18 protein-coding genes are annotated in these 21,786 nt (G+C 72.7%); 8 read left to right on the top strand and 10 right to left on the bottom strand.

From position 1 onward, the window contains the following. Positions 1 to 559: 559 nt before the first annotated feature. The 6 genes from QR78_RS27820 to QR78_RS27845 all read right to left on the bottom strand — a co-directional run bounded on the left by QR78_RS27820 (position 560) and on the right by QR78_RS27845 (position 8,989). On the bottom strand, positions 560 to 832 hold the full coding sequence (locus QR78_RS27820) for a hypothetical protein (RefSeq protein WP_048430861.1): 273 nt from the start codon (positions 830 to 832) through the stop codon (positions 560 to 562). Positions 833 to 1,206: 374 nt separating this feature from the next. Next, positions 1,207 to 2,373 carry a VWA domain-containing protein gene (locus QR78_RS27825; protein ID WP_048430862.1) on the bottom strand — a complete coding sequence of 389 codons (1,167 nt, stop codon included), beginning with the start codon at positions 2,371 to 2,373 and terminating at the stop codon, positions 1,207 to 1,209. After that, entirely contained in the window at positions 2,370 to 4,664 is a 2,295-nt protein-coding gene (locus QR78_RS27830; RefSeq protein ID WP_048430863.1) for a DUF5682 family protein, read from the bottom strand. The genes QR78_RS27825 and QR78_RS27830 overlap by 4 nt, the downstream gene beginning before the upstream one ends. 250 nt (positions 4,665 to 4,914) lie before the next feature. After that, positions 4,915 to 6,045, bottom strand: coding sequence for an ATP-binding protein (locus QR78_RS27835; protein ID WP_048430864.1), 1,131 nt, complete (start codon positions 6,043 to 6,045; stop codon positions 4,915 to 4,917). Next, entirely contained in the window at positions 6,042 to 7,616 is a 1,575-nt protein-coding gene (locus QR78_RS27840) for a DUF5691 domain-containing protein (RefSeq protein WP_048430865.1), read from the bottom strand. The genes QR78_RS27835 and QR78_RS27840 overlap by 4 nt, the downstream gene beginning before the upstream one ends. Further along, entirely contained in the window at positions 7,616 to 8,989 is a 1,374-nt protein-coding gene (locus tag QR78_RS27845; RefSeq protein WP_048430866.1) for an SWIM zinc finger family protein, read from the bottom strand. The genes QR78_RS27840 and QR78_RS27845 overlap by 1 nt, the downstream gene beginning before the upstream one ends. Positions 8,990 to 9,723: 734 nt before the next feature. Between QR78_RS27845 and QR78_RS27850 the strand changes: the two genes are divergently transcribed. The 4 genes from QR78_RS27850 (at position 9,724) to QR78_RS27865 (ending at position 13,209) form a co-directional block, all read left to right on the top strand. Continuing rightward, the gene (locus tag QR78_RS27850; RefSeq protein WP_048430867.1) at positions 9,724 to 10,542 is read left to right on the top strand and encodes a universal stress protein; all 819 of its coding nucleotides are present in this window, start codon (positions 9,724 to 9,726) and stop codon (positions 10,540 to 10,542) included. A 225-nt stretch (positions 10,543 to 10,767) separates the two neighbouring features. Then, complete coding sequence (locus QR78_RS27855; RefSeq protein WP_048430868.1) at positions 10,768 to 11,193, top strand: cupin domain-containing protein; 426 nt, start codon at positions 10,768 to 10,770, stop codon at positions 11,191 to 11,193. An 82-nt stretch (positions 11,194 to 11,275) separates the two neighbouring features. Beyond that, the gene (locus QR78_RS27860; RefSeq protein ID WP_048430869.1) at positions 11,276 to 12,289 is read left to right on the top strand and encodes an MraY family glycosyltransferase; all 1,014 of its coding nucleotides are present in this window, start codon (positions 11,276 to 11,278) and stop codon (positions 12,287 to 12,289) included. Next, positions 12,286 to 13,209 (top strand): NAD-dependent epimerase/dehydratase family protein, encoded by a 924-nt coding sequence (locus QR78_RS27865; protein ID WP_048430870.1) that lies wholly within the window; start codon positions 12,286 to 12,288, stop codon positions 13,207 to 13,209. The genes QR78_RS27860 and QR78_RS27865 overlap by 4 nt, the downstream gene beginning before the upstream one ends. 23 nt (positions 13,210 to 13,232) lie before the next feature. On the opposite strand, the gene QR78_RS27870 is transcribed toward QR78_RS27865, so the two are convergent. From QR78_RS27870 to rpoZ, 4 genes are all read right to left on the bottom strand, one after another. Next, the gene (locus QR78_RS27870) at positions 13,233 to 13,913 is read right to left on the bottom strand and encodes a LabA-like NYN domain-containing protein (RefSeq protein WP_048430871.1); all 681 of its coding nucleotides are present in this window, start codon (positions 13,911 to 13,913) and stop codon (positions 13,233 to 13,235) included. A gap of 212 nt (positions 13,914 to 14,125) precedes the next feature. Further along, positions 14,126 to 14,716, bottom strand: coding sequence for an orotate phosphoribosyltransferase (gene pyrE, locus QR78_RS27875; protein ID WP_048430872.1), 591 nt, complete (start codon positions 14,714 to 14,716; stop codon positions 14,126 to 14,128). A gap of 87 nt (positions 14,717 to 14,803) precedes the next feature. Further along, on the bottom strand, positions 14,804 to 17,062 hold the full coding sequence (locus tag QR78_RS27880; protein WP_048430873.1) for a RelA/SpoT family protein: 2,259 nt from the start codon (positions 17,060 to 17,062) through the stop codon (positions 14,804 to 14,806). A gap of 289 nt (positions 17,063 to 17,351) precedes the next feature. Further along, the gene (rpoZ, locus tag QR78_RS27885; RefSeq protein ID WP_048430874.1) at positions 17,352 to 17,762 is read right to left on the bottom strand and encodes a DNA-directed RNA polymerase subunit omega; all 411 of its coding nucleotides are present in this window, start codon (positions 17,760 to 17,762) and stop codon (positions 17,352 to 17,354) included. Positions 17,763 to 18,291: 529 nt separating this feature from the next. Here rpoZ and fabD point away from each other — a divergent pair. The 4 genes from fabD to fabF form a co-directional block, all read left to right on the top strand. Continuing rightward, the gene (fabD, locus tag QR78_RS27890) at positions 18,292 to 19,227 is read left to right on the top strand and encodes an ACP S-malonyltransferase (RefSeq protein ID WP_048430875.1); all 936 of its coding nucleotides are present in this window, start codon (positions 18,292 to 18,294) and stop codon (positions 19,225 to 19,227) included. 14 nt (positions 19,228 to 19,241) lie between these two features. Further along, the gene (gene fabG, locus QR78_RS27895; protein ID WP_048430876.1) at positions 19,242 to 19,979 is read left to right on the top strand and encodes a 3-oxoacyl-[acyl-carrier-protein] reductase; all 738 of its coding nucleotides are present in this window, start codon (positions 19,242 to 19,244) and stop codon (positions 19,977 to 19,979) included. Between the two features lie 284 nt (positions 19,980 to 20,263). Continuing rightward, complete coding sequence (locus tag QR78_RS27900; RefSeq protein WP_048430877.1) at positions 20,264 to 20,500, top strand: acyl carrier protein; 237 nt, start codon at positions 20,264 to 20,266, stop codon at positions 20,498 to 20,500. A gap of 63 nt (positions 20,501 to 20,563) precedes the next feature. Further along, positions 20,564 to 21,786 (top strand): beta-ketoacyl-ACP synthase II (fabF, locus tag QR78_RS27905; protein WP_048430878.1); only part of this gene is annotated, 1,223 nt, incomplete at its 3' end.

A 21,786-nucleotide genomic window follows, 5' to 3' on the forward strand; every position in this document is an offset into this window, starting at 1 on the left:
CGCCGCCGAGGATGCCGGCCGCCGCGCCGCCGATGATCGCCGCGCCGACATTGTCGCGGGCCTGGGCCTGGGGGGCGGCGGTGACGAAGAGGGCGGCGGCGAGCGCCGCGCCCGCGCCGAGGCGCGGAAGGCCGTGAGAGGTCAGAGCGCGCACGCTGAGGGTCTCCGAAGGATGTGGGCGCGAGGATGCGAGTGAGTGCTTAACGAAGTGCCAAGCTTGCCCGCCCGATCGAGCACCGGACGGTGCGGCCCGGGGCCGACGTGAGCCTCGCGCCGTCGGGTCGAAGAGGTGACGGCGGTTTGCGGCGATTTCCGGGTAAGCCGGAGCTTCCGGAGGGTGTGTGTATTTCAGGCCACGGTGACGATCGCCGCCGGTCCTGCGCATACGAAAGAGGACCGCCCCCGGGGGGCGGTCCTCTCCTTGTCGGTCGGTCCTTACATGTTCATCAGGGCGCTGGCGGTGCCGAAGGCCGTCATGGCGAGGCCGCCGGCCAGGACACCGATCATGCCGTAGGACACGGCGCGCAGAAGCTTCATCTCACTCATCGATGGGTCTCCGTTAGCAGCGGTGGCCGCCCGAGGTCTGGCCGTACTGCTTGACCGGGAAGTTCTGCTGGTTGGCATTGCCCTCCGAGGCCGAGCTCATCGGGCAGGCGCCGTAGAACGGCACGCTGGTGTTGGCCGAGCCGATCGCGCCGATCGAGCCGGTGGTCTCGACGTCGCGCGGGGCGAACGGGTTGGCCGGGGAGTTCGCGCTGAATGCCATGGCGGACGAGATCGGGGCGACGCCAAGGACAAAAGCGGTGACGACAGCGGCGATACGGGTCTTCATCTGGTATTCAGGCTCCTGTGTGCGCTGCGGACCGGGATCTGTGGCCCGCTCTCTTGCGGTGACTGGAATATAGGCGGGCGTGCTGCGGTGCGATGTGTTCTCGCGCACGCGGCATCGTGGAATAAGAATCTGGGGTGAGGCGCCGGCTGACGCGGTGGATCCGTTCACGTTTTCGCAAGGATCGTGCGGGGGCCGCGGCGCGCGGCCGTGATCGGCCGGGCGGTGGCGCGCCTCCCGTCGCCCACGGCAGCGCTGTTTGGAGAAACTCTTGCAGTCAAGGCGCGGCCTCCCCTCTCCCCTGTGGGAGAGGGGAGGCGTGCCACCTTCCTCCGACAGCCCTGGCGTGTCGGGGAGCCCGCAGGGCGAGGGGCGGGCTACGCCGTCCCGTCGTGCCCCACCGGCGGCACCGCGGCGATGCCGGCGCCCGCGGCCCAGGCGGCGAGGTCCTGCTTGCGGATCGCCGCCGCCATCATGTCGGGGAAGAGGTCGGGCGTGCAGGCGAAGGCCGGCATGCCGAGGCCGGCGAGGCGGGCGGCCAGCGCCCGGTCGTAGGCCGGTGCGCCCTCGTCGGAGAGGGCCAGCAGGGCCACCGCCTGGACGCCGGCGGAGACGAGGTGGTGCGCCTGGGCCAGCAGCCCGGCCTCGACCCCGCCCTCGTAGAGGTCGGAGATCAGCACCAGGATGGTGTCCTCGGGCCGGGTGATGCGCGACGCGCAGTAACCCATCGCCCGGTTGATGTCGGTGCCGCCGCCGAGCTGGACCGAGAACAAGACCTCGACGGGATCGTCCAGCTCGTCGGTGAGATCGACCACCTGGGTGTCGAACACCACGAGCCGGGTCGAGACCGCGGGCAGCGAGGCCATCACCGCCCCGAAGATGCTCGAATAGACCACCGAATTCGCCATCGAGCCGGACTGGTCGATGCACAGGATCACGTCCTTCAACGAGCCGCGGCTCTTGCGGCCGTGGCCCAGCCGGGTCTCCGGGATGATGGTGCGGTACTCGGCCTGGTAGTGGCGCAGGTTCGCCCGGATGGTGCGGTGCCAGTCGATCTCGGCGTGGCGCGGCCGGCGGTTGAGGCTGGCGCGGTCGATCGCTCCGGTGACCGCCTGGCGCACCGGCTCCTCCAGCCGCTTCATCAGCTCGTCCACCACCTTGCGCACCACGAGGCGGGCGGTCTCCCTGGTGCGCCCGCCCAGCAGGCCGCGAAGCGAGATCAGGGTCGAGACGAGGTTCACGTCGGGCTGGAGCGCCTCCAGCATCTCCGGCTCGGTCAGCATCCGCTTGAGGTCGAGCCGCTCGAAGGCGTCGCGCTGCATCACCTGCACGACCGAGGCGGGGAAGTAGTCGCGGATGTCGCCGAGCCAGCGCGGCACGGAGGGGGCGGAGGCGCCCAGTCCCCCCTTGCGGTCGGAATCGTAGAGGGCGCCCAGCGCCCGGTCGAGATGGAGGTCGCGCTCGCCCAGCGAGCAGCCGGTGCCCTCCGCCGCGCCCCCGCCGAGGACGAGGCGCCAGCGGCGCAGGCGGTCGGTCTCGCTCATGCCGTGTCTCCCATCGTCGTGGCAGGCCCGAGCAGCAGGCGCAGGATCGGCAGCACGGCCGAGGCGCGTGCCGCGTCGAAGCCCTCGGGCCCGTCCGCGCTCCCCGCACCCGGGCCGCCGCCCCGCGCCAGCGCCTCGCCGATCGCCCGGCGCTCGGCCGGGGCCAGCGTCGCGAAGGTGCGGCGCACCAGCGGCAGCAATTCGGTGAACAGGGCCTCGTCGAGGCCGGACAGCCACTCGTCGACGATGCCGAGCAGGCCCTGGCCGTGGATCAGGACGGGGCCGCTCTCTTCCAGGAAGCCCTCGATCCAGGCGGCGGCCGGTGCGGCCCCGGCGGCCCGCGACAGAGCCAGGCGCAGGCGGGTACCGGCCTCCTCGGCCTCGATGGCGCGGTCGTCGAACAGGAGCCGCACGGCCCGGCCGACGACGCGGCCATGGACGTGCTCCTGGTCGGCGAGGGCCCGCAAGGCGTCCTGCCAGGTCGCCTTCAGCTCCGGGTCTTCGAGAAGCGCGACCGCGCCCGAGACGGCGACGATGCGCGTCTTCGCGGTATGCGCGGCATCGTCGTCGAGGCTCTGGCAGGCGGCGACGAGGCCGGCGGCGGCCCGGGGCACCAGACCCCGCACCACGGCGAGCACCGGCTCGGTGTCGGAGGAGCGCACCGAGCCGTAGCGGGCGAGCTCGGCCAAAGCCGGCAGCGCCTCCATGAGGTCGAACACGTCGGCCGAGACCGCGGCGCGGTCGTCGAGCGCCCGGGTCACCTGGGCGGTCGCCTCGGGCAGGTCGGCGTCGAGCAGCGTGCCGATCAGGCCCGACAGGTCGGAGACGCGCTGCGCGCCCCGCGCCCGGCCCTTCACCCGGGAGGCGGCGGCCTCCGCGATCGTGCCGCCCTCGGCCGAGGCCGCGACCAGCTCCACCACCCAGTCGGGCTGCCAGGCGAGGAACCACGCCTCCTTGAAGGTGCCGCGCCCGCGCGCCTCGCGCCGCGTGCCCCAGGGCACGCCGATCAGCGCCAGCCGGTTGAGGAAGTGGCTGCGGGCGAGATCCGTCTCCTTGCGCAGGTCAAGGACGAGGTCGCCGGCAGACGCGCCGGGCTTCAGCCGCAGGCGCTTGCACTGCGCCTCGAAGTCGGCCTCCACCGGCGTGCCGGGGCAGCCGGGCGGGGTGGCGCCCAGCCGCTCGCCGATGACGAGCTTGCGCCGGATCAGCCCCATCGGCCCCGGATCGGCAAAGCAGAGGGTCGCCTGCGTCGCCTCGTCGAGGTCGTCGAGGGAGGGGCGGGAACGCCCCCGGAACGCCGCCAGCGCCTCGGCGAGGCGCGCCGCCTCGATCACCGACGCCGGCGAGGCGTCGAGGTCTTCCTCTCGCAGCAAAGCGGCGGCGCGGGCGAGCCAGCGGGCGGCGACCCGCCCCTCGTGGTGCCAGAGCGTGTCGTACCATTCCGGCGACAGCACCCCGGCGCGGTAGCCGGAGGCGGTGGCCAGCCGCTCGTAGGACCAGGGTGCCCAGGCGGCGGCGACCTTGGTCTTGGGCAGGCCCTTGAGGGTGGCGGTGTCGGCGGAGGCTTGGCCCTTGGCGTCGTGGCGCGCCAGCGCCGGGACGTGCCAGGCGCCGCACACCACGGCGATCCGCGAAAACTCCTCCTTGGCGGCCTTGCGGATCGCCGCGCGCATATGCGCCTCGCGGGCCTCCTCGCGGATTCCGTCCTCCGGGTCGGGTCCGTCGCGCAGGGCCGCCATCGCCTCGGCGATCGCCGCGAACACGTCGCCATCGGCACCGGCCCGGCTCTCCACCAGGGCGTCCCACCAGCGCTCGCCATCCGGATAGCCGGCGGCGGCGGCGAGTTCCCCGAGGGGGTCGCGGCGGATCGCGGCCGGGGCGGGCAGCGCGCCGGCGGGATCCTCCGCCGCCTCGGCGACCGGCTCGGCCTCGATCGGCGCAGCCCCGCCTTCCGGCGGCGCACCGAACCCGTCGGCGAGCTGGATCGCGTGCGGCAGGTCGATGAAGCGGATCGCGGCGCCCGCCGTGAGCCCGTGGCGCATCGCCACCCATTCGGGCGAGAAGGCCGCGAAGGGGAAGAACGCGCAGTCGCGCGGCCGGTCGGGCCGGTAGACGAGGAGTGCCACCGGCGGCGCCATCGCCTCATGGGCGGCGAGGGGGATCAGCGCATCGGCATCCGGCGGCCCCTCGATCAGCAGGCAATCGGGCGCGAAGTCCGCGAGCGCCGCCTGGAGCGAGCGGGCCGAGCCGGGGCCGTGATGGCGGATGCCGAAGAGGCGGATGTCGGGCATCGTCGCGGGGAGCCTGTTTGACCGATCGTGCGGAGCGTCCCGCCCGCGGCCTCAACCCGAGGTGCTGGCGATCGAAGATCGCATTCGACCGGAGGGAGCCTCGAAGGAGGGTTCCAGGGATCGCCGAGGCTTCTGGAGCCCTCCTTCGAGGCCAACCGATCTCCGATCGGCCGGCACCTCAGGATGAGGTTCGGGGTGGGAGAGACGAGGTGAGGCTGCCGAACGGATAGCGATCGCGCAGCCTGCGAGGTCACGCGCTGGCGCGGGCGGCCTTATAAAAATCCTTCCAGCCGTCGCGTTCCTTGACCACGGTCTCGAGATATTCGCGCCACACGATCGCGTCCTGGACCGGGTCCTTCACCACCGCGCCCGAGATGCCCGACACGAGGTCGGCCGCCGAGAGCCGGCCGTCGCCGAAATGCGCGGCGAGCGCCAGCCCGCTGCCGACGACGCTGATGGCCTCCGCCGTCGAGAGCGTGCCGGAGGGCTGCTTGACCTTGCTCTTGCCGTCCACCGTCACGCCCTCGCGCAACTCGCGGAAGATCGTGACGACGCGGCGGATCTGGTCGGCCCCGGGCGGCTCGGCCGGGATCTCGAAAGCGCGGCCGAGGGAGGCGACGCGGCTCTCGACGATCGCGATTTCCGCCTCGATCGTCGCCGGGGGCGGCAGCACCACGGTGTTGAAGCGGCGCTTCAGCGCACTCGACAACTCGTTGACGCCGCGATCCCGGTTGTTCGCCGTGGCGATGAGGTTGAAGCCCTTCTGGGCCGGCACCTCCTCGTTCAGCTCGGGGATCGGCAAGGTCTTTTCCGACAGGATGGTGATGAAGCTGTCCTGGGTCTCCGAGGGGATGCGGGTCAGCTCCTCGACCCGGGCAATGCGGCCCTCGTTCATCGCCCGCATGATCGGTGAGCCGACCACCGCCTCGCGGCTCGGCCCCTTGGCGAGCAGGAGGGCGTAGTTCCAGCCGTAGCGGATCGCCTCCTCGCTGGTGCCGGCGGTGCCCTGGACGATCAGCCGCGAGGTGCCGCAGATGGCTGCCGCCAGGTGCTCGCTGACCCAGCTCTTGGCGGTGCCGGGCACGCCCAGCAGCAGCAGCGCCCGGTCGGTGGCGAGGGTGGCCACCGCCACCTCCATCAGGCGCCGGTCGCCGATGTATTTCGGGGTGATGTCGAGACCCGAATCGAGCCGGCCGCCCATCAGGTAGGTGACGACCGCTTGCGGCGACATCTGCCAGTTCGGCGGGCGCGGCCGGTCGTCGGCCGTCCGCAGGGCGGCGATCTCCTCGGCGAAGGCGTCCTCGGCGGCCTGGCGCAGCTGCGCCGCCTTCGATCCGGCGGCGTGACTTCCCGTGCTCTTGGATCCGGTGCTCGACGTCATCCTCGGGCGGTCTCCTCGGTCGGGGTTTCGAATTCGCGCCGCATCGCGACGCGCAGATCCAGGGTCTCGGAGAGGGCGGTCACCTGCGGGCGCAGGCGGTCGCCCTCCTGCTCCGGCAGCCGGGCGGCGAGGGCCGCCGCGCTCGCCGCGATGGCCTCGCCCGGCCAGAGCCGCTCGCCGAGGCGGCCGATCACCCAGGGCTTGGCGAGGTCGCGGCGCAGGTCGTCGGAGCCGCGGACGACGAAGGCGAGCCAGTCGATCAGCGCGGCGCTGAACCGCTCCGAGAAGCTCTCGGGCCCGCTGCCGATCATCGCCAGGACCACCTCGATCTTGCGGGCGCGGATCAGCTCCGTCACGGCCGCCTCCCACTCCGCGTCGGGCAGGAGGTCGACGGCCCGCACCCAGCGGCCGATCACTTCGTTGGTGCGCCGGACGCCCGCCACCTTGCCCTCGTAGGCCTCGGCCAGGAGACCGATGGCGGCCCGGGTCCAGTCCGGGTCGCCCTCGCGCGCGATGGTCTCGAACAGCCCTTTCAGGATCGGCTCGGACCACTCGCCCCGCAGCGCGAGTTCGAGCCACAGCCGCGGCGGGTGGCCCGCGAAGGCGCGCAGCGGCGTGCGGGCCAGGATGTCGCGCAGGAGCCCGGCCCGGATGCCGCCGCCGCGCTGCTCCCACTGGTTCGGCGTCACCCCGTCGCGGGCGAGCGTCGGCGAGTCTTCCGGCAAGGTCACGACGAGGTCGTGCGTCGCGCTGCGCAGAAGGCGCGTCTTGGTCTCGATCACGAGCGCGGTCGCCGCCCGCATGGCCATGCGCGAGGCGTAGAGGGAGCCGGGGAGAAGCGGCAGCAGGCGCTGCGCCGCCTCGCGCACGCCGCCGGCCCGGTCGTCGAGGCAGGCTTCGAGGAAGGGCTCGTCGGCCGGCGACAGGCCGGTGGCCAGCGCCCCGACCAGGGCCTCGCGCATGTCGGCCTTCTCCTTGCGGAAGACCGGCTCCAGGGCGGCGCGTGCGCCGTCCGGGTCGCGGGCCCGGAAGGCCGCGAAGGCCGCGCGGCGCTCCGCGAGGCTGCCGACGGTCCAGTCGTCCGGCGCCTCGTCCGATTCATCCTCGGGCGCCTCGCCGCAGGCGCCGGCGAGCCAGGCGAGTTCGGGCCCGACGACGGCCCGGGCCGTCTCCGGCAGGGTGCGGCCCTGGAGCATCAGGGCCTGGTGCAGCCAGGCCGGCGGGCGCATCCGCGCGGCGGCGGCGAGGTCGAACCACTCGCGCAGGCGCTCGCGGGCGGCGTGGCCGCCGCCGAGGAGGCCGTAGAGCCGCATCGCCGCGGCCGGCGGGCAGTCGCGCCCGGCCGCTTCCCGCGGCGCCAGCGGTGCCATCGCGTCGGGCGCGAGGTCGAGCCCGGCGAGATGATGGAGGCCCTCTGCCGCGAGCCGCGCCAGCAGGGCCGCGCCGGGATCGGGCTCGGTGATAAGGTCCGCGAGCGGCCCGGGCGGAGCGGGCGGCGCCCGCTCGGCGCCGAGGAGGGCGGCGGCGAGGATCGGCTCCCAGCCGTCCGCGGCGATCACGGTCGCGTCCATCACGCCACCTGCAGCAGCACCGGCTGCGACGCCTGGGCCGGCATCGCGTAGAGGCGGCCTTGCGCCACGAGGGCCAGCGGCGCGACCCCGTGGCCGTCATGGAGGCCGAACAGATCGAAGGGGCGTCCGCCCGCGACGGCGATCAGGCTCGGCAGGCGCGGATCGGCCCGCAGCGGCAGGCAGCCGGTCTCGTCGCCGACCGCGAAGGCCGGGGCGGCGCCGGCCGGGCCCGGCAGCCGGCCGAGGCGCATGCCGGACAGCCGCACCGGCCAGCTCTCGGTCCAGGGTGCCTGCGCCAGCACGCCCGCGAAACCGTCACGCGCTGCCGCGACGCTGCCGCCTCCCGGCAGGATCGCGGCGGCGGCCGGGCCGGCGCGACCGTCCCGGAAGACGGCGCGCAAGGGCGGCGCGCCCGGATGGAAGACGAGTGCGCCGGAAAAATCCTGGCCGGCGGCGGGGGCCGGCGGCAGGGGCGAGCCGGCGGTCCCGTAATCGAGCACCTGCGCCACGGCGCCGCTGCGGCGGCCGACGAGCCAGACCGCGCGGGCGGTGAGCTTGTCCTCCTCCTCGACCGTGTGGGCGAGGACCGCCCAGGCGTCGACCTGGTCGGGCCTCGCCGCGATCTCCTCGGCGGTGACGGGATAGCCCAAGGCTGCCCGGAGGCCCGCCGCCTGCTCCGGCGAGAGCGCGTCGAGGCGGCGCGCGGCCCGCGCCAGGAGGGCGATGCGCCCCAGCGCCAGGCCCAGGGCCGCCTCCGGCCGGGCGGCGCCGGCCTGCGGGCCCGCCGCGATCAGGCCCGGCAGGGCGCGCACCCGGCGGGCGAGGCCGGGGGCCTGGCCGTCGACGAGGCGCCCGGCCATGCGGTCCCAGAAGGCGTAGGGCTCGGTGCGGGCGGCCGCGAGCCCGCGGCGCATCAGGTCGCGCAGCCAGAGATCCAGTTCGTCGAGGGCGGCCGCGACCTTGTCCTCGCGGGCCTGGCGGCGCCGGGCCTGCGCCTTCTCGTCGACGGGCTTGGCCGGCTCGGCGGCCCGCGTCTCGGCCGCGGCGGCGCGGCTCTCGCGGCCCTTGGCCCAGGCGGCGACCCAGTCCGGCGCCTCGGCCTCCGGCAAGGGGGCCGCGGCATCGACCAGCATCAGGCCCAGCGCGTGCTTGCAGGGAAATTTCCGGCTCGGGCAGGTGCATTTCGAGGCCGGCCCGGCGAGGTCCGCGACGGTGCGGTAGGGGCTGGCGCCGCTGCCCTTGATCTCCCCCCAGATCACCGATCCGGCCCGGCCGAGGCCGCTCCATTTCGGCGGCTTGGCCTGGTCCTGGCCGGCCTTGCGGCTCGCGGCGTCGGGGGCGAGGTCGAGGATCTGTGCAGTCGTCAGGCTCATGCGGCGGGTCGTCTCTCCGTCGATGCACCGTGTCGGGCGTGCGGCACAGTCTGCACGAAACGATGTCGCGAGCAAGCTTGGCCTTAAAATGCAAGGTCGCCCGTCGATAAACTTTAAAGCAGTTCCAGGAATGATCTGTTGGGAATGATCGGCACGACGATTGCCGGCTAAGGCAGGTGGCTATCTGTCGGGCGATTGTCTTGCGCGCGTCTGATGACGACGATCCGAGTCATGGACGTCGCCGGACCACGGCGGTCGATCGAGGGGACGGCCCGGTGGGCCGCCCCCTTCACGCGCGCCGTCACGCGCGGCGGAAATCCGCGATCGCCGCCGGCGCCGCGGCGTCGAACCCGACGATCGAGGGTGCGCCGCCAGATGCTCGTCGACCCCCGCAACGCCGTCCCGGCTCGACGGGCCGGCGGGTGCGCCCGCGACCGCTCGCCGGCACCCGGCGACGAGAGCACGGCACGATCGCGCTGCCATCGCGCAGCGCTCTCGGTCACTGAGACGGCTGAATCTTCTGCAACGAACCGGCACCCGCTTCGTCAAAAATGCTCTCGACGTCCGAGACGGGTCGCGATCCGCGACGGGGATGTCCGCATCGCGAAGGAGGCCATCGGAGGTCGTGCGACCCCGGCGGACGCCTTGCGCTGGATCAAGGTCCGGGCCCGGGCCCGGCGCGAGACTGGTCGCGGCCCGGGGAGACCGGGCGCATCGTCACGCCGGAGGTCGTCATGACGCTCGCCACCCTCATGGTCTCTGTCGATCTCGGCGCGGCCGCGGCGGATCGCATCCAGCTCGCGGCCGGCCTCGCCGCCCGCTTCGGGGCACGGCTCTCCGGCGTCGCCGCCTGCCCGGTGCCGATCCCGATGCCGGTGGGCGAGGCGCTGCTTCTCGCCGACGACCTCTATGCGAGCGAGGAGGAGCGGGCCCGCGAGCACCTGGCCGGCGCCAAGGCGCTGTTCGAGCGGGAGGCCGGCGGGATCGCCGCGCGTTCCTGGCACGCGGGCCTCGGCTCGCCCTCGGCGTTCCTCGCCGAGCAGGCGCGCGGCGCCGACCTCGTCCTGGTCGGGCGGCAGGGGCCGGCCGACGGGGATCCGGGCCCGCTCGGGGTCTCGGCCGGGATCGTGCTCATGGAGGCCGGCCGCCCGGTCCTGGCGGTGCCGCCGGGGCTCGAACGGCTCGATGCTCGGCGCGTCGTCGTCGCCTGGAAGGACACCCGCGAGGCGCGCCGTGCGGTCCGGGACGCGCTGCCGTTCCTCGCCGGCGCGGAGCGGGTCCACGTCGTCGCCGTTGGGGCGGACGCGCGTCGCGGCGGCGCGGAGGGCGTCGTCGCCTACCTGTCCGCGCACGGCATCGCGGCCACCGCCCACCTCTTGCCGGGGGAGACGCTCGGCGCAGCCGATTCCCTCCTCGGATTCGCCGCCCTTGAGGAGGCCGACCTGATCGTGATGGGCGCCTACGGCCACTCGCGCCTGCGCGAATGGGCTTTCGGCGGCGCCACCCGCGATATCCTGCGCACCACGCCGATCTGCTGCCTGGCGAGCCATTGATGCGCGACCTCAAGTCCCTCGAACGCTGAGCCGGCGGAGGCCCGATGGTCCCGCGCGACCTCCTCGTCTCCTTCGGGTCCGATCCGGCCCGCCATCTACCAGTCGACCCGAAATCCCGCCGGCCCGGGCTTCAAGTCGATCCCCATGCCTTGACTGTCGGAGAGCCGCGCGCAAGCTTCCGGTACCGCGCCGATCGACCAAGAGCGCGCCCGAGGGAGTGAGACCATGCTGACGCGCCGCGGCTTTGCCGGGCTGGCCTCCTGTGCCATCTGCAGCCTGACCGGGTTTCTCGCCACCGATGCCGGGGCGCAGACGGCGCCCCCCGCTGCCACGCCGGGGGTGACGCGCAAGATCCTCGGCCGGAGCGAGGGGCCGGCGCCGGGCTATGTCACGATCACCGCCGAGGTCGAGATCGCACCCGGCGTGCTGGTCGGCCGCCACACTCATCCGGGAATCGAATCGGGCTACATCGTCGAGGGCGAGATCGAACTGCCGATCGAGGGCCAGCCGACCCGCGTGCTCAAGGCCGGCGACGGGTTCCAGGTGGCGCCGGGCGTGCCCCATGGCGGTTCGAAGAGCGGCGACCGGCCGGTGCGCCTCGTCAGCACCTACATCGTCGAGGCGGGCAAGCCCCTGGCCTCGCCGGCCTGACGCCCTGGCTGCGCCGGTGCCGGTGGGGTAGGGGTGGGGACGGCCGTCCGCGGCCGGCCCTGCCCGAGTCACGCCCCGCCGCATGCCGCTCTCCCCCCTGGCCGCCATCCTCCTGGCCGTTTTCCTGGCCGCCGCCCTGTCGGCCGGCCTGATCGTGGCGCTCCGCCCGCTCCTGCTGCGCTACGCCCTGGCGCGGCCGAACGCCCGGTCGAGCCACCGGGTCCCGACCCCGCAGGGCGGCGGCATCGCCGTGGTGGCGGCGGCCCTCGCGGTCTTGCTCGGGTTGTCCGGCGCGATGGGGGCCGAGATCCCGGCGCTCGCCGCCGGCACCCTGGCGCTCGCGGTGGTCGGCGCCGTCGACGACATCCGGCCCCTGTCGGCGGGTTTGCGCCTGCCGCTCCAGGCGGCCTGCGTCGTGCTGGTTCTCTCGGCCTCCGGCGGTGCGCCGCTCGTCCCGGCCCTGCCGTCCTGGCTCGAATACGGGCTCGCGGTCCTGGCCGGGCTGTGGTTCGTCAACCTCGTCAACTTCATGGACGGGCTCGACTGGATGACGGTGGCCGAGATGGTGCCGGTGCTCGGCGCCCTCACGGTGTTCGGCCTTGCCGGGCACCTGCCGGGCGAGGCGACCGTGGCGGCCGCCGCCCTGCTGGGCGGGCTCCTCGGCTTCGCGCCGTTCAACCGGCCGGTCGCAAGACTCTTCCTCGGCGATGTCGGCTCGCTGCCGATCGGCCTCCTCGTCGCCTGGATCCTCTACCGGCTCGCCGGGGAAGGGGGCTTGGCCGCCGCGATCCTGCTGCCGCTCTACTACCTCGCCGACGCGACCCTGACCCTGGGCCGCCGGGCGCTCGCGGGCGAGCCGGTCTGGCAGGCCCATCGCAGCCACTTCTACCAGCGCGCCACCACGAACGGCCGCGCGGTGCCGGTCGTGGTCGGCGCGGTGTTCGGGCTCAACCTCGCCCTGGCGCTGCTGGCCGGCATCACCCTGGCGGCGCCGGGCTGGCCGGTCTCCCTGGCGAGCCTCGCCCTCGGTGCCGGGCTCGTCGCGGCCCTGCTCCGGCTCTTCGCCCTGCCCGCCACCCGGACGCCCCCCGCATGACCGCACCCCTCGTCGCGCTGACCGGCTCGACCGGCTTCATCGGCCGCCACCTCCTGACGGCGCTCGCCGCCCGGGGCTACCGGGTGCGGGTGCTGCTGCGCCGCCCCGTCGACCTACCGCCGGGGATCAGCGGCGCGGTGGTCGGCGACCTCGCCCGGCCGCAGAACATGGCGGCGGCCCTCTCCGGGGCCGACGCGGTGGTGCATTCCGCCGGCCTCGCCCACGCGATGTCGGGGGCGCCGGAGGACGATTACCGGACCCTCAACACCGAGGCGACGCGGGGTCTCGCGCAGGCCGCCGCCCGCGCCCGGGTGCGCCGCTTCGTGTTCCTGTCCTCGATCCGGGCGCAGTCCGGCCCCTGCGCCGACGGCGTCCTCACCGAGGCCGACGCTCCGGCCCCGACCGATGCTTATGGGCGCTCGAAGCTCGCCGCCGAGGAGGCGCTCGCCGGGATCGACATCGATTACGCCGCCTTGCGCCCGGTGCTGGTCTACGGGCCGGGCCAGAAGGGCAACATGGCGGCGCTGATGCGGCTCGCGCGCATGCCGTACCCGCTCCCCCTCGGGGGGCTGTCCGGGCGGCGCTCCCTCGTCTCGGTCGAGTCCCTCGGCGACGCGGTCGATGCGGTGCTGCGGGCGCCCGGGCCGCTGCGCCGGCCGCTGATCGTCGCCGAAGCCGAGCCGGTGAGCGTGCCGGAGATGATCGGGGCCCTGCGGGCCGGGCTCGGCCGCCGGCCCGCCCTCGTGCCGGTGCCGGAAGCCCTCCTCGGCGGCGCCCTGGCCCTGACCGGGCGGCGCGACCTGCGCGAGCGGCTGGCCGGTTCGCTCGTCGCCCGGGCGGCGGGCCTCGCGGCGCTCGGCTGGAGCGCGCCGGTCGAGACCCGGCGCGGCCTGGAGGATCTGGCGCGGGCGGGCGGCTGACGGCCGGTCCCGCGCCGGACGGATCAATCCTCGGCGTCGTCCTCGTCGTTCTGGCGGATGCCGTAGCGGTTCTCGAGGTTGACGCTCGGGCGGGGCGCCTCGCGGGGAGACGCATCCCGGGGCGCGTAGTCCCGCGGGCCGTCCGGGCCCAGCGAGCGGGGCGGGCGGGCCGGGCGCTCGCCCTGGTCGCGGCCGATGCGGGGAATCAGCTGCACGATGTCGACGAAGTCGTCGGCCTGGCGGCGCAGCTCGTCGGCGACCATCGGCGGCTGGGTCTGCACCGTCGAGACCACGGTCACCCGCACGCCGCGGCGCTGCATCGCCGCCACCAGGGGCCGGAAGTCGCCGTCGCCGGAGAACAGCACCATGTGGTCGATATAGGGGCTGAGCTCCATGGCATCGATCGTCAGCTCGATGTCCATGTTGCCCTTGATCTTGCGCCGGCCGGTGGAGTCGGTGAACTCCTTCACGGGCTTCGTGACGACCCGGTAGCCGTTGTAGTCGAGCCAGTCGATCAGCGGGCGGATCGAGGAATATTCCTGATCCTCGACCAGGGCCGTGTAGTAGAACGCGCGGACCAGATTCTCGCGCGCCTTGAAATCGGCGAGGAGCTTGCGATAATCGATGTCGAAGCCGAGGGCCTTGGTGGTCGCGTAGATGTTGGCGCCGTCGATGAACAGGGCGCTCCGTGACGTATTGGGCATTCGATGTCCTTGAAAGGTGCGGTACGGCCGCACGAAAAGAATGACTTGCGAGTAAAGCCGCTACGAGCAATGCACTGCCCCCGGAGTATTGAGGGCAGGGACAAACCGCGTGGGTGCCGCACACCGGGCAACGGCCGCAATCCGGCCAGCTAAGGACGCGCCGCCGCGCCTGTCAAGCGACGGCGCGGCGGCACAGCGGGGACAAGCCGGTTCTAGCCCGCCGGCAGGGCGCGGCTGCCGGGCTTCACGGCGGGGATCGCGGCGAGTTCGGGCGGCAGCTGGTCGGCCGGGTAGTTCGGGATGTCGAGGGTGACGAGGGCGACGAGCGGCATGCCGAGATCGGCCTTGCCGCCCGAGCGGTCGATCAGGCAGGCCGCGCCCACCACCTCGCCGGGCTCCTGCGTCAGCGCCGCCAGGCACTCGCGGGAAGACAGGCCGGTGGTGACGATGTCCTCGACCATCACCGCCCGGGCACCCTTCGGGATCGTGAAGCCGCGGCGCAGGGCGAAGGGCTTGCCGGGATCGCGCTCGACGAAGATCGCCTTGGCGCCGAGCGCCCGGGCGGTCTCGTAGCCCGGCACGATGCCGCCGATCGCCGGCGAGACGACGTAGTCGACCTGGCCGTACTGCGCCTCGATCCGCTCGGCGAGCGCACCGCAGACCCGCGCGGTGCGCACCGGATCGGTGAAGATCGCCATCTTCTGCAGGAACACCGCACTGTGCAGCCCGGAGGAGAGCACGAAATGGCCCTCCAGCAGGGCGCCGGCGGAGCGGAATTCGGCGAGGACGTCGTCGGAGGTCATGGAAGCCTTCAGCGGTCGGCGGGGATCACTGAGCCGGGGCTTGTGGCAGCCTGCCGGCCCCGGTGCAATCCTGCCCGTTCGCACGTCTCATCCGTTCACCCGGTCGACCCGGCTCACCACCCGCTTGGCCCTGAGCTCCGACACGATGGCGTTGAGGTGCTTGAGGTCCCAGACCGCGAGGTCGATCGTCACGTCGGTGAAGTCCTGGGTCCGGCGCTTCATCGAAATGTTGTCGATGTTGCCGTCGTGGTCGGCGATCACCTGGGCGATCTGGGCGAAGCTGCCGGGCTCGTTGATCGATTGCAGGGCGAGCCGGGCCGGGAAGCGCTGGTTGGAGGCGCCGTCCACGTCCCAGCGCACGTCGAGCCAGCGGTCGGGCTCGTTGTCGAAGGCGGCGAGCGCCGGCGACTGGATCGGGTAGATGGTCACGCCCTCGCCCGGGGTGAGGATGCCGACGATCCGGTCTCCCGGCACCGCACCTCCGTCGGGGGCGAAGCGCACCAGGAGGTCGCTGTCGAGGCCGCGGATCGGGATCGCGCCGTCCTCCGTGGTCTCGCCGCCGGAACCGGGCCCCTTGCCCCCGTCCTTGCCGGTCGCGTCCTTGCCCGGCCAGGTCAGGCGTACCGTCTGGTCCTTGTCGAGGGACAGGCGCCCGGCCCCGGTGACGTGCGGCCGCGGACCGCCCGGGGCGGGCTGGCTCGCCGCGCGGCGCTCGTCCTTGTAGTCGGGATAGACCGCCTTCACGACGTCGCCGGAGAACATCTCGCCCCGGCCCACCGCCGCGAACACGTCCTCGGTCGACTGGCGGGCGAGGCGGGGCAGGGCGCCGCGCAGCTTCTCGTCGGAAAAATTCTTGCCGGCGCGCTCGAAGGCGCGGTCGAGGATCTGGCGCCCGAGACCCGCATATTGCCGGCGCACCGCCGAGCGGGTGGCGCGCCGGATCGCGGCGCGCGCCTTGCCGGTGACGACGAGGGATTCCCAGGCCGCCGGCGGGATCTGGCCGTCGGCCCGCGCGATCTCGACCTCGTCGCCGTTCTGCAATTCGGTCAGCAGCGGGGCGATGCGGCCGTTGATCTTGGCGCCGACCGCGGTGTTGCCGACGTCGGTATGGACCGCGTAGGCGAAGTCGATCGGGGTGGCGCCCCGGGGCAGGGCGATCAGCCGGCCCTTCGGGGTGAAGCAGAAGACCTGGTCCTGGAACAGCTCGAGCTTGGTGTGCTCCAGGAATTCTTCCGGGCTGTCGCCCTCGGCGAGCAGCTCGATGGTGCGGCGCAGCCACTGGTAGGCGCCGCTCTCGGTCGCGAGATGCGGCGCGCCGTCCTTGTAGAGGGCATGCGCGGCGATGCCGTACTCGCCGATCTCGTCCATCGCGGTGGTGCGGATCTGGAGCTCGACGCGCTGGCTCTTCGGTCCGATCACGGTGGTGTGGATCGACCGGTAATCGTTCTGCTTCGGCGTCGAGATGTAGTCCTTGTAGCGACCCGGCACCATCGGCCAGGTCGTGTGGACGACGCCGAGCGCCCGGTAGCAGGTATCGACCGTGTCGACGATCACCCGGAAGCCGAAGATGTCCGAGAGCTGCTCGAACGCGACCGACTTCCGCTCCATCTTGCTCCAGATCGAGTACGGGCGCTTCTGCCGTCCCTTGACGGTCGCGGTGATGCCGGCATGCGCCAGCTTGGCGATCAGGTCGCGCTCGATGCTCTCGACGAGGCGCTCGGATTTCGCCGAGAGGTCGGCGAGGCGCTTGGCGATCGTGGCGTAGACGTCGGGCTTCAGGTTGACGAAGGAGAGGTCTTCCAGCTCCTCGCGCAGCTCCTGCATGCCCATGCGGCTCGCCAGCGGCGCGTAGATGTCGAGGGTCTCCTGCGCGATGCGGGCGCGCTTCTCCGCCGGCATGTGCTGCAGGGTGCGCATGTTGTGCAGCCGGTCGGCGAGCTTGACCAGCAGCACCCGCACGTCCGCCGCGATGGCGAGCAGGAGCTTGCGGAAGTTCTCGCCCTGCGCCGCCCGCTTCGAGACGAGGTCGAGTCGCTTGATCTTGGTGAGCCCGTCGACGAGCGTGCCGATCTCCGGCGAGAAGACCCGGTTGATCTCGTCCAGGGTGGCGGCGGTGTCCTCCACCGTGTCGTGCAGCACCGCCGCCACGATGGTGGCATCGTCGAGCCGCAGGTCGGTCAGGATGGCCGCCACCTCGAGCGGGTGGGCGAAGAACGGGTCCCCGGAGGCGCGCTTCTGCGTGCCGTGCGCCCGCATCGCGTAGACGTAGGCCCGGTTCAGCAGCCCCTCGTCGGCGCCGGGATTGTAGGCCTTGACCCGCTCGACGAGCTCGTACTGGCGCATCATCCGCCGTTGGTCTCCTTGCAGCGCGCGACGGGTGCCGGGCCCTGGGGCCCGGCGCGGGGGCGTCGCGGCGTACCGGATCCTGATCCGGTTGCGCTGAACGCCGACGACGCTTGTGGAGGTCCAGATGGGAATATCGAGCCGAACGTGCGGTCGCGCCAGCCCCTAAACGTCGCGGCAGCCCCGCTTTCACGGGCGGCGGACACGAAAAAACCCGGCCTCTCGGCCGGGTTCGGGACTCGTTGCGGGGACGATGCCGTCCCGCCGGGACGCGAACCGCCTCTGCGGGGCGTCAGTCGCCCTCTTCTTCCGTCTCGGTCGGGGGCGCGAGGTTCTCGAGGCCGCGCAGCAGGTCCTCTTCGCTCATCCGGTCGAACTGGATGTCGTCGCCGTCGCCCGAGGCCTGCGGCGCCACCGCGGCGGCGGCCGGCGAGCTCGACAGCAGCGGCACCGTCTCGGCCTCCGGCTCGTCGACCTCGACGTATTTCTGCAGCGAGTGGATCAGCTGCTCCTTGAGGTCGTCCGGCGTGATGGTCTCGTCGGCGATCTCGCGCAGGGCCACGACCGGGTTCTTGTCGCGGTCGCGGTCGATGGTGAGGGGAGCGCCGGAGGAGAGCAGGCGAGCCCGGTGGCCGGCGAGCAGCACCAGCTCGAAGCGGTTCTCGACCTTGTCGATGCAGTCCTCAACGGTGACGCGAGCCATGCGCGACCCCTTCCTTGGTCAAACGAAAATCTCGGAGTAGCGGCCTCCCTACACGACATGCCGTTTTGCAACAAGCGCTTGGTGGGGATGGGGACGGCGTGGGTCTGTGCAGGGCGGATGGGTACAGTCAATGGCGCGGGTTTTTCCCTCCCCCCTCTGCGGGGGAGGGTGCCCCGCGGATGCGGGGCGGGAGAGGGGAACCACGCTTCAGAATATGGCAGAGCCTTCGTGAAGGGCGCCCACTTGGAACAGCGTCGCGCCACCCCTCTCCCGGCTCACTGCGTTCGCCACCCTCCCCCGCAGAGGGGGGAGGGGGAAACCCGCGCCGTGCCTTCTTGTCGAACAGCCCGGCCTCCGCAGAGACCCATGCGAGCGATCATGTCCGGCTCGCACGATTCCCCCGAACGCGGCGATGAATTTTTACGGTCCGGCCACGCTTGACTAGCGCCTGCCGCTCTGCGACTGGCGCCGCCCAATCGCTGCGTCCCGCAGCCGCATCGACTCAATTCAGGGCAGGAAACACCCGCACGTGTCGCGCGCCTTCATCTTTCCGGGCCAGGGCAGCCAGGCCGTCGGCATGGGCTCGGCCCTCGCTCAGGATCACGCCGCCGCCCGCGCCGTCTTCGCCGAGGTCGACGAGGCCCTGGGCCAGAACCTTTCGCGCCTGATGTTCGAGGGCCCGGCCGAGGAGCTGACCCTCACCGCCAACGCCCAGCCGGCCCTGATGGCCTCCAGCATCGCGGTGCTGCGGGTGCTGGAGGCCGAGCGCGGCCTCGACCTCGCCCGGGACGTGGCGTTCGTGGCCGGCCACTCGCTCGGCGAGTACAGCGCCCTCGCCGCCGCCGGCAGCCTGTCGCTGGCCGATGCGGCGCGCCTGCTGCGCCTGCGCGGCGAGGCGATGCAGCAGGCGGTGCCGGTGGGCTCGGGCGCCATGGCGGCGCTGCTCGGCCTCGATGTCGAGGCGGCGACCGAGGTGGCGGCGCAGGCCCGTGAGGGCGACGTCTGCGACGTGGCGAACGACAACGGCGCCGGCCAGGTCGTGGTGTCGGGCCACCGCGCGGCGGTCGAGCGGGCGGTCGCCCTGGCGCAGGGCCGCGGCGCCAAGCGTGCGGTGATGCTCAACGTCTCGGCGCCGTTCCATTGCGGCCTGATGGCGCCCGCCGCCGAGGCGATGCGCGAGGCGCTCGCCCGCGTCGACCTGCGCCCCGCCAAGGTGGCGGTGATGGCCAATGTGCTGGCTGCCCCGATTGCCGAGCCGGCGGCGCTCCGCGACGCCCTGGTGGAGCAGGTCACCGGCACCGTGCGCTGGCGCGAATGCGTGGCGGCCATGGCCGCGGCCGGCGTCGACGCCTTCTACGAGATCGGCACCGGCAAGGTGCTGTCGGGCCTCGTCAAGCGCGTCGCGGCGGGCTCCTCGGCCACGCCGGTCGGCAGCCCGGCCGAGGTCGCGGCCTTCACGCTCTGAGAAAGACGGATCCCATGTTCGACCTCATCGGCCGCAAGGCCCTCGTCACCGGCGCCACCGGCGGCCTCGGCGGCGCCATCGCCCGCTCCCTGCACGCCCAGGGCGCCCACGTGGCGATCTCGGGCACCCGGCGGGAGGCCCTGGAGGCGCTCGCGGGCGAGCTCGGCGAGCGCGTCCACGTCCTGGAAGCCAACCTCTCCGACACCGCGGCGGTCGAGGCCCTGGTGCCGGCGGCGGAGGCCGCGCTCGGCGGGCTCGACGTGCTCGTCAACAATGCCGGCATCACCCGCGACAACCTCTTCCTGCGCATGAAGGACGAGGAGTGGGACAGCGTGATCGCCGTGAACCTGACGGCGGCGTTCCGGCTGTCGCGGGCGGCGGTGAAGGGCATGATGAAGCGCCGCCACGGCCGCATCGTCAACATCGGCTCGGTGGTGGGCGCGACCGGCAATGCCGGGCAGGGCAACTACGCCGCCGCCAAGGCCGGCCTCGTCGGCCTCACCAAGGCGCTGGCCGCCGAGGTGGCGAGCCGCAAGATCACCGTCAACTGCATCGCCCCGGGCTTCATCACCTCGCCGATGACCGACGTGCTGAACGACAAGCAGCGCGAGGGCATCCTCGCCACGGTGCCGATGGGGCGCCTCGGCGAGGGCGCCGAGATCGCGGCCGCCGCGGTCTACCTCGCCTCCGACGAGGCCGCCTACGTCACCGGGCAGACGCTGCACGTCAACGGCGGCATGGCGATGTACTGACGACGATCGATTGCGTCGGACCGGCGGGTTGTCCCCAGGGCACGGGGCCCATTCCTCCGGCGGGGCACGGTTCCTTAACCGGAGCTGAAGCGGGCCTCGCCAGGGCGGAATCCCTGTGTTAAGCACCCGCCGGCCGTGCAAGGGGATTGACGGACCGGCCGTCCGCGGCTTTTCCACGACACGCGCGACCGGTGCGCCGGCCGCATGACGAACTCTCCCCGGGGCTCCGCCCGCACGCGGCGGCTCCGAACAGTTCCACGAGCAGTAACTTAAGGACCTACACGATGAGCGATATCGCGGACCGGGTGAAGAAGATCGTCGTCGATCACCTGGGCGTCGAGCCCGAGAAGGTGACCCCGAACGCGAACTTCATCGACGATCTGGGCGCCGACAGCCTCGACACCGTCGAGCTGGTGATGGCGTTCGAGGAAGAGTTCAACGTCGAGATCCCGGACGACGCCGCCGAGACGATCCAGACGGTCGGCGACGCGATCAAGTTCCTCGAGAAGAACGCCGGCTGATCGCCGCGATCCTCCGCTAACAGGTAGAACGCTTCCGTCATGGGATCGGGTCGGGATAACGCGATGCGTCGAGTCGTCGTCACGGGCCTCGGAATGGTGTCGCCGCTGGGAAGCAGCGTCGACGTCACGTGGAGCCGCCTCATCGAGGGGCAAAGCGGTGCCGCCCGCGTCGAGGCCTTCGACGTCTCGGATCTGGCGTGCAAGATCGCCTGCTCGATCCCGCTTGGCGACGGCAGCGACGGCACCTTCAATCCCGACACGTGGATGGAAGCCAAGGAGCAGCGCAAGGTCGACCCCTTCATCGTCTACGCGATGGCGGCGGCCGGCCAGGCGCTCGACGACGCCGACTGGCACCCGACCTCGCACGAGGATCAGTGCGCCACCGGCGTCCTCATCGGCTCCGGCATCGGCGGCATCGGCGGCATCTACGATGCCTCGGTGACGCTGTTCGAGAAGGGGCCGCGGCGGATCTCGCCGTTCTTCATCCCGGGCCGGATCATCAACCTGGCCTCCGGCCAGGTCTCGATCGCCCACGGCCTGAAGGGCCCGAACCACTCCGTGGTGACGGCCTGCTCCACCGGCGCCCATGCCATCGGCGACGCCGCGCGCCTCGTCGCCCTCGGCGACGCCGACGTGATGCTGGCCGGCGGCGCCGAATCGCCGATCAACCGGCTCTCGCTCGCGGGCTTCGCCGCTTGCCGGGCGCTCTCCACCGGATTCAACGACGAGCCGCAGCGCGCCTCCCGCCCCTACGACCGCGACCGCGACGGGTTCGTGATGGGCGAGGGCGCCGGCGTGGTGGTGCTCGAGGAGTACGAGCACGCCAAGGCCCGCGGTGCCAAGATCTACGCCGAGGTGATCGGCTACGGCCTCTCGGGCGACGCCTACCACATCACCTCGCCCTCGCCGGACGGCGACGGAGCCTTCCGCTGCATGAGCGCGGCGGTCAAGCGCGCCGGCATCACGCCCTCCGAGATCGACTACATCAACGCCCACGGCACCTCGACCCCGCTCGGCGACGAGCTGGAGCTGAAGGCGGTCGAGCGCCTGCTCGGCAACGCCACCGACGTGGCGATGTCCTCGACCAAGTCCGCCACCGGCCACCTGCTCGGCGCCGCCGGCGCGATCGAGGCGATTTTTTCCGTGCTGGCGATCCGCGACGGCGTAGTGCCGCCGACCCTCAACCTCGACAATCCCTCGGTCGAGACCGCGATCGACCTCGTGCCGCACAAGGCGCAGAAGCGGAACGTCGACATCGCGCTGTCGAACTCCTTCGGCTTCGGCGG

Source organism: Methylobacterium indicum (genome assembly GCF_001043895.1).
Taxonomy (GTDB): domain Bacteria; phylum Pseudomonadota; class Alphaproteobacteria; order Rhizobiales; family Beijerinckiaceae; genus Methylobacterium; species Methylobacterium indicum.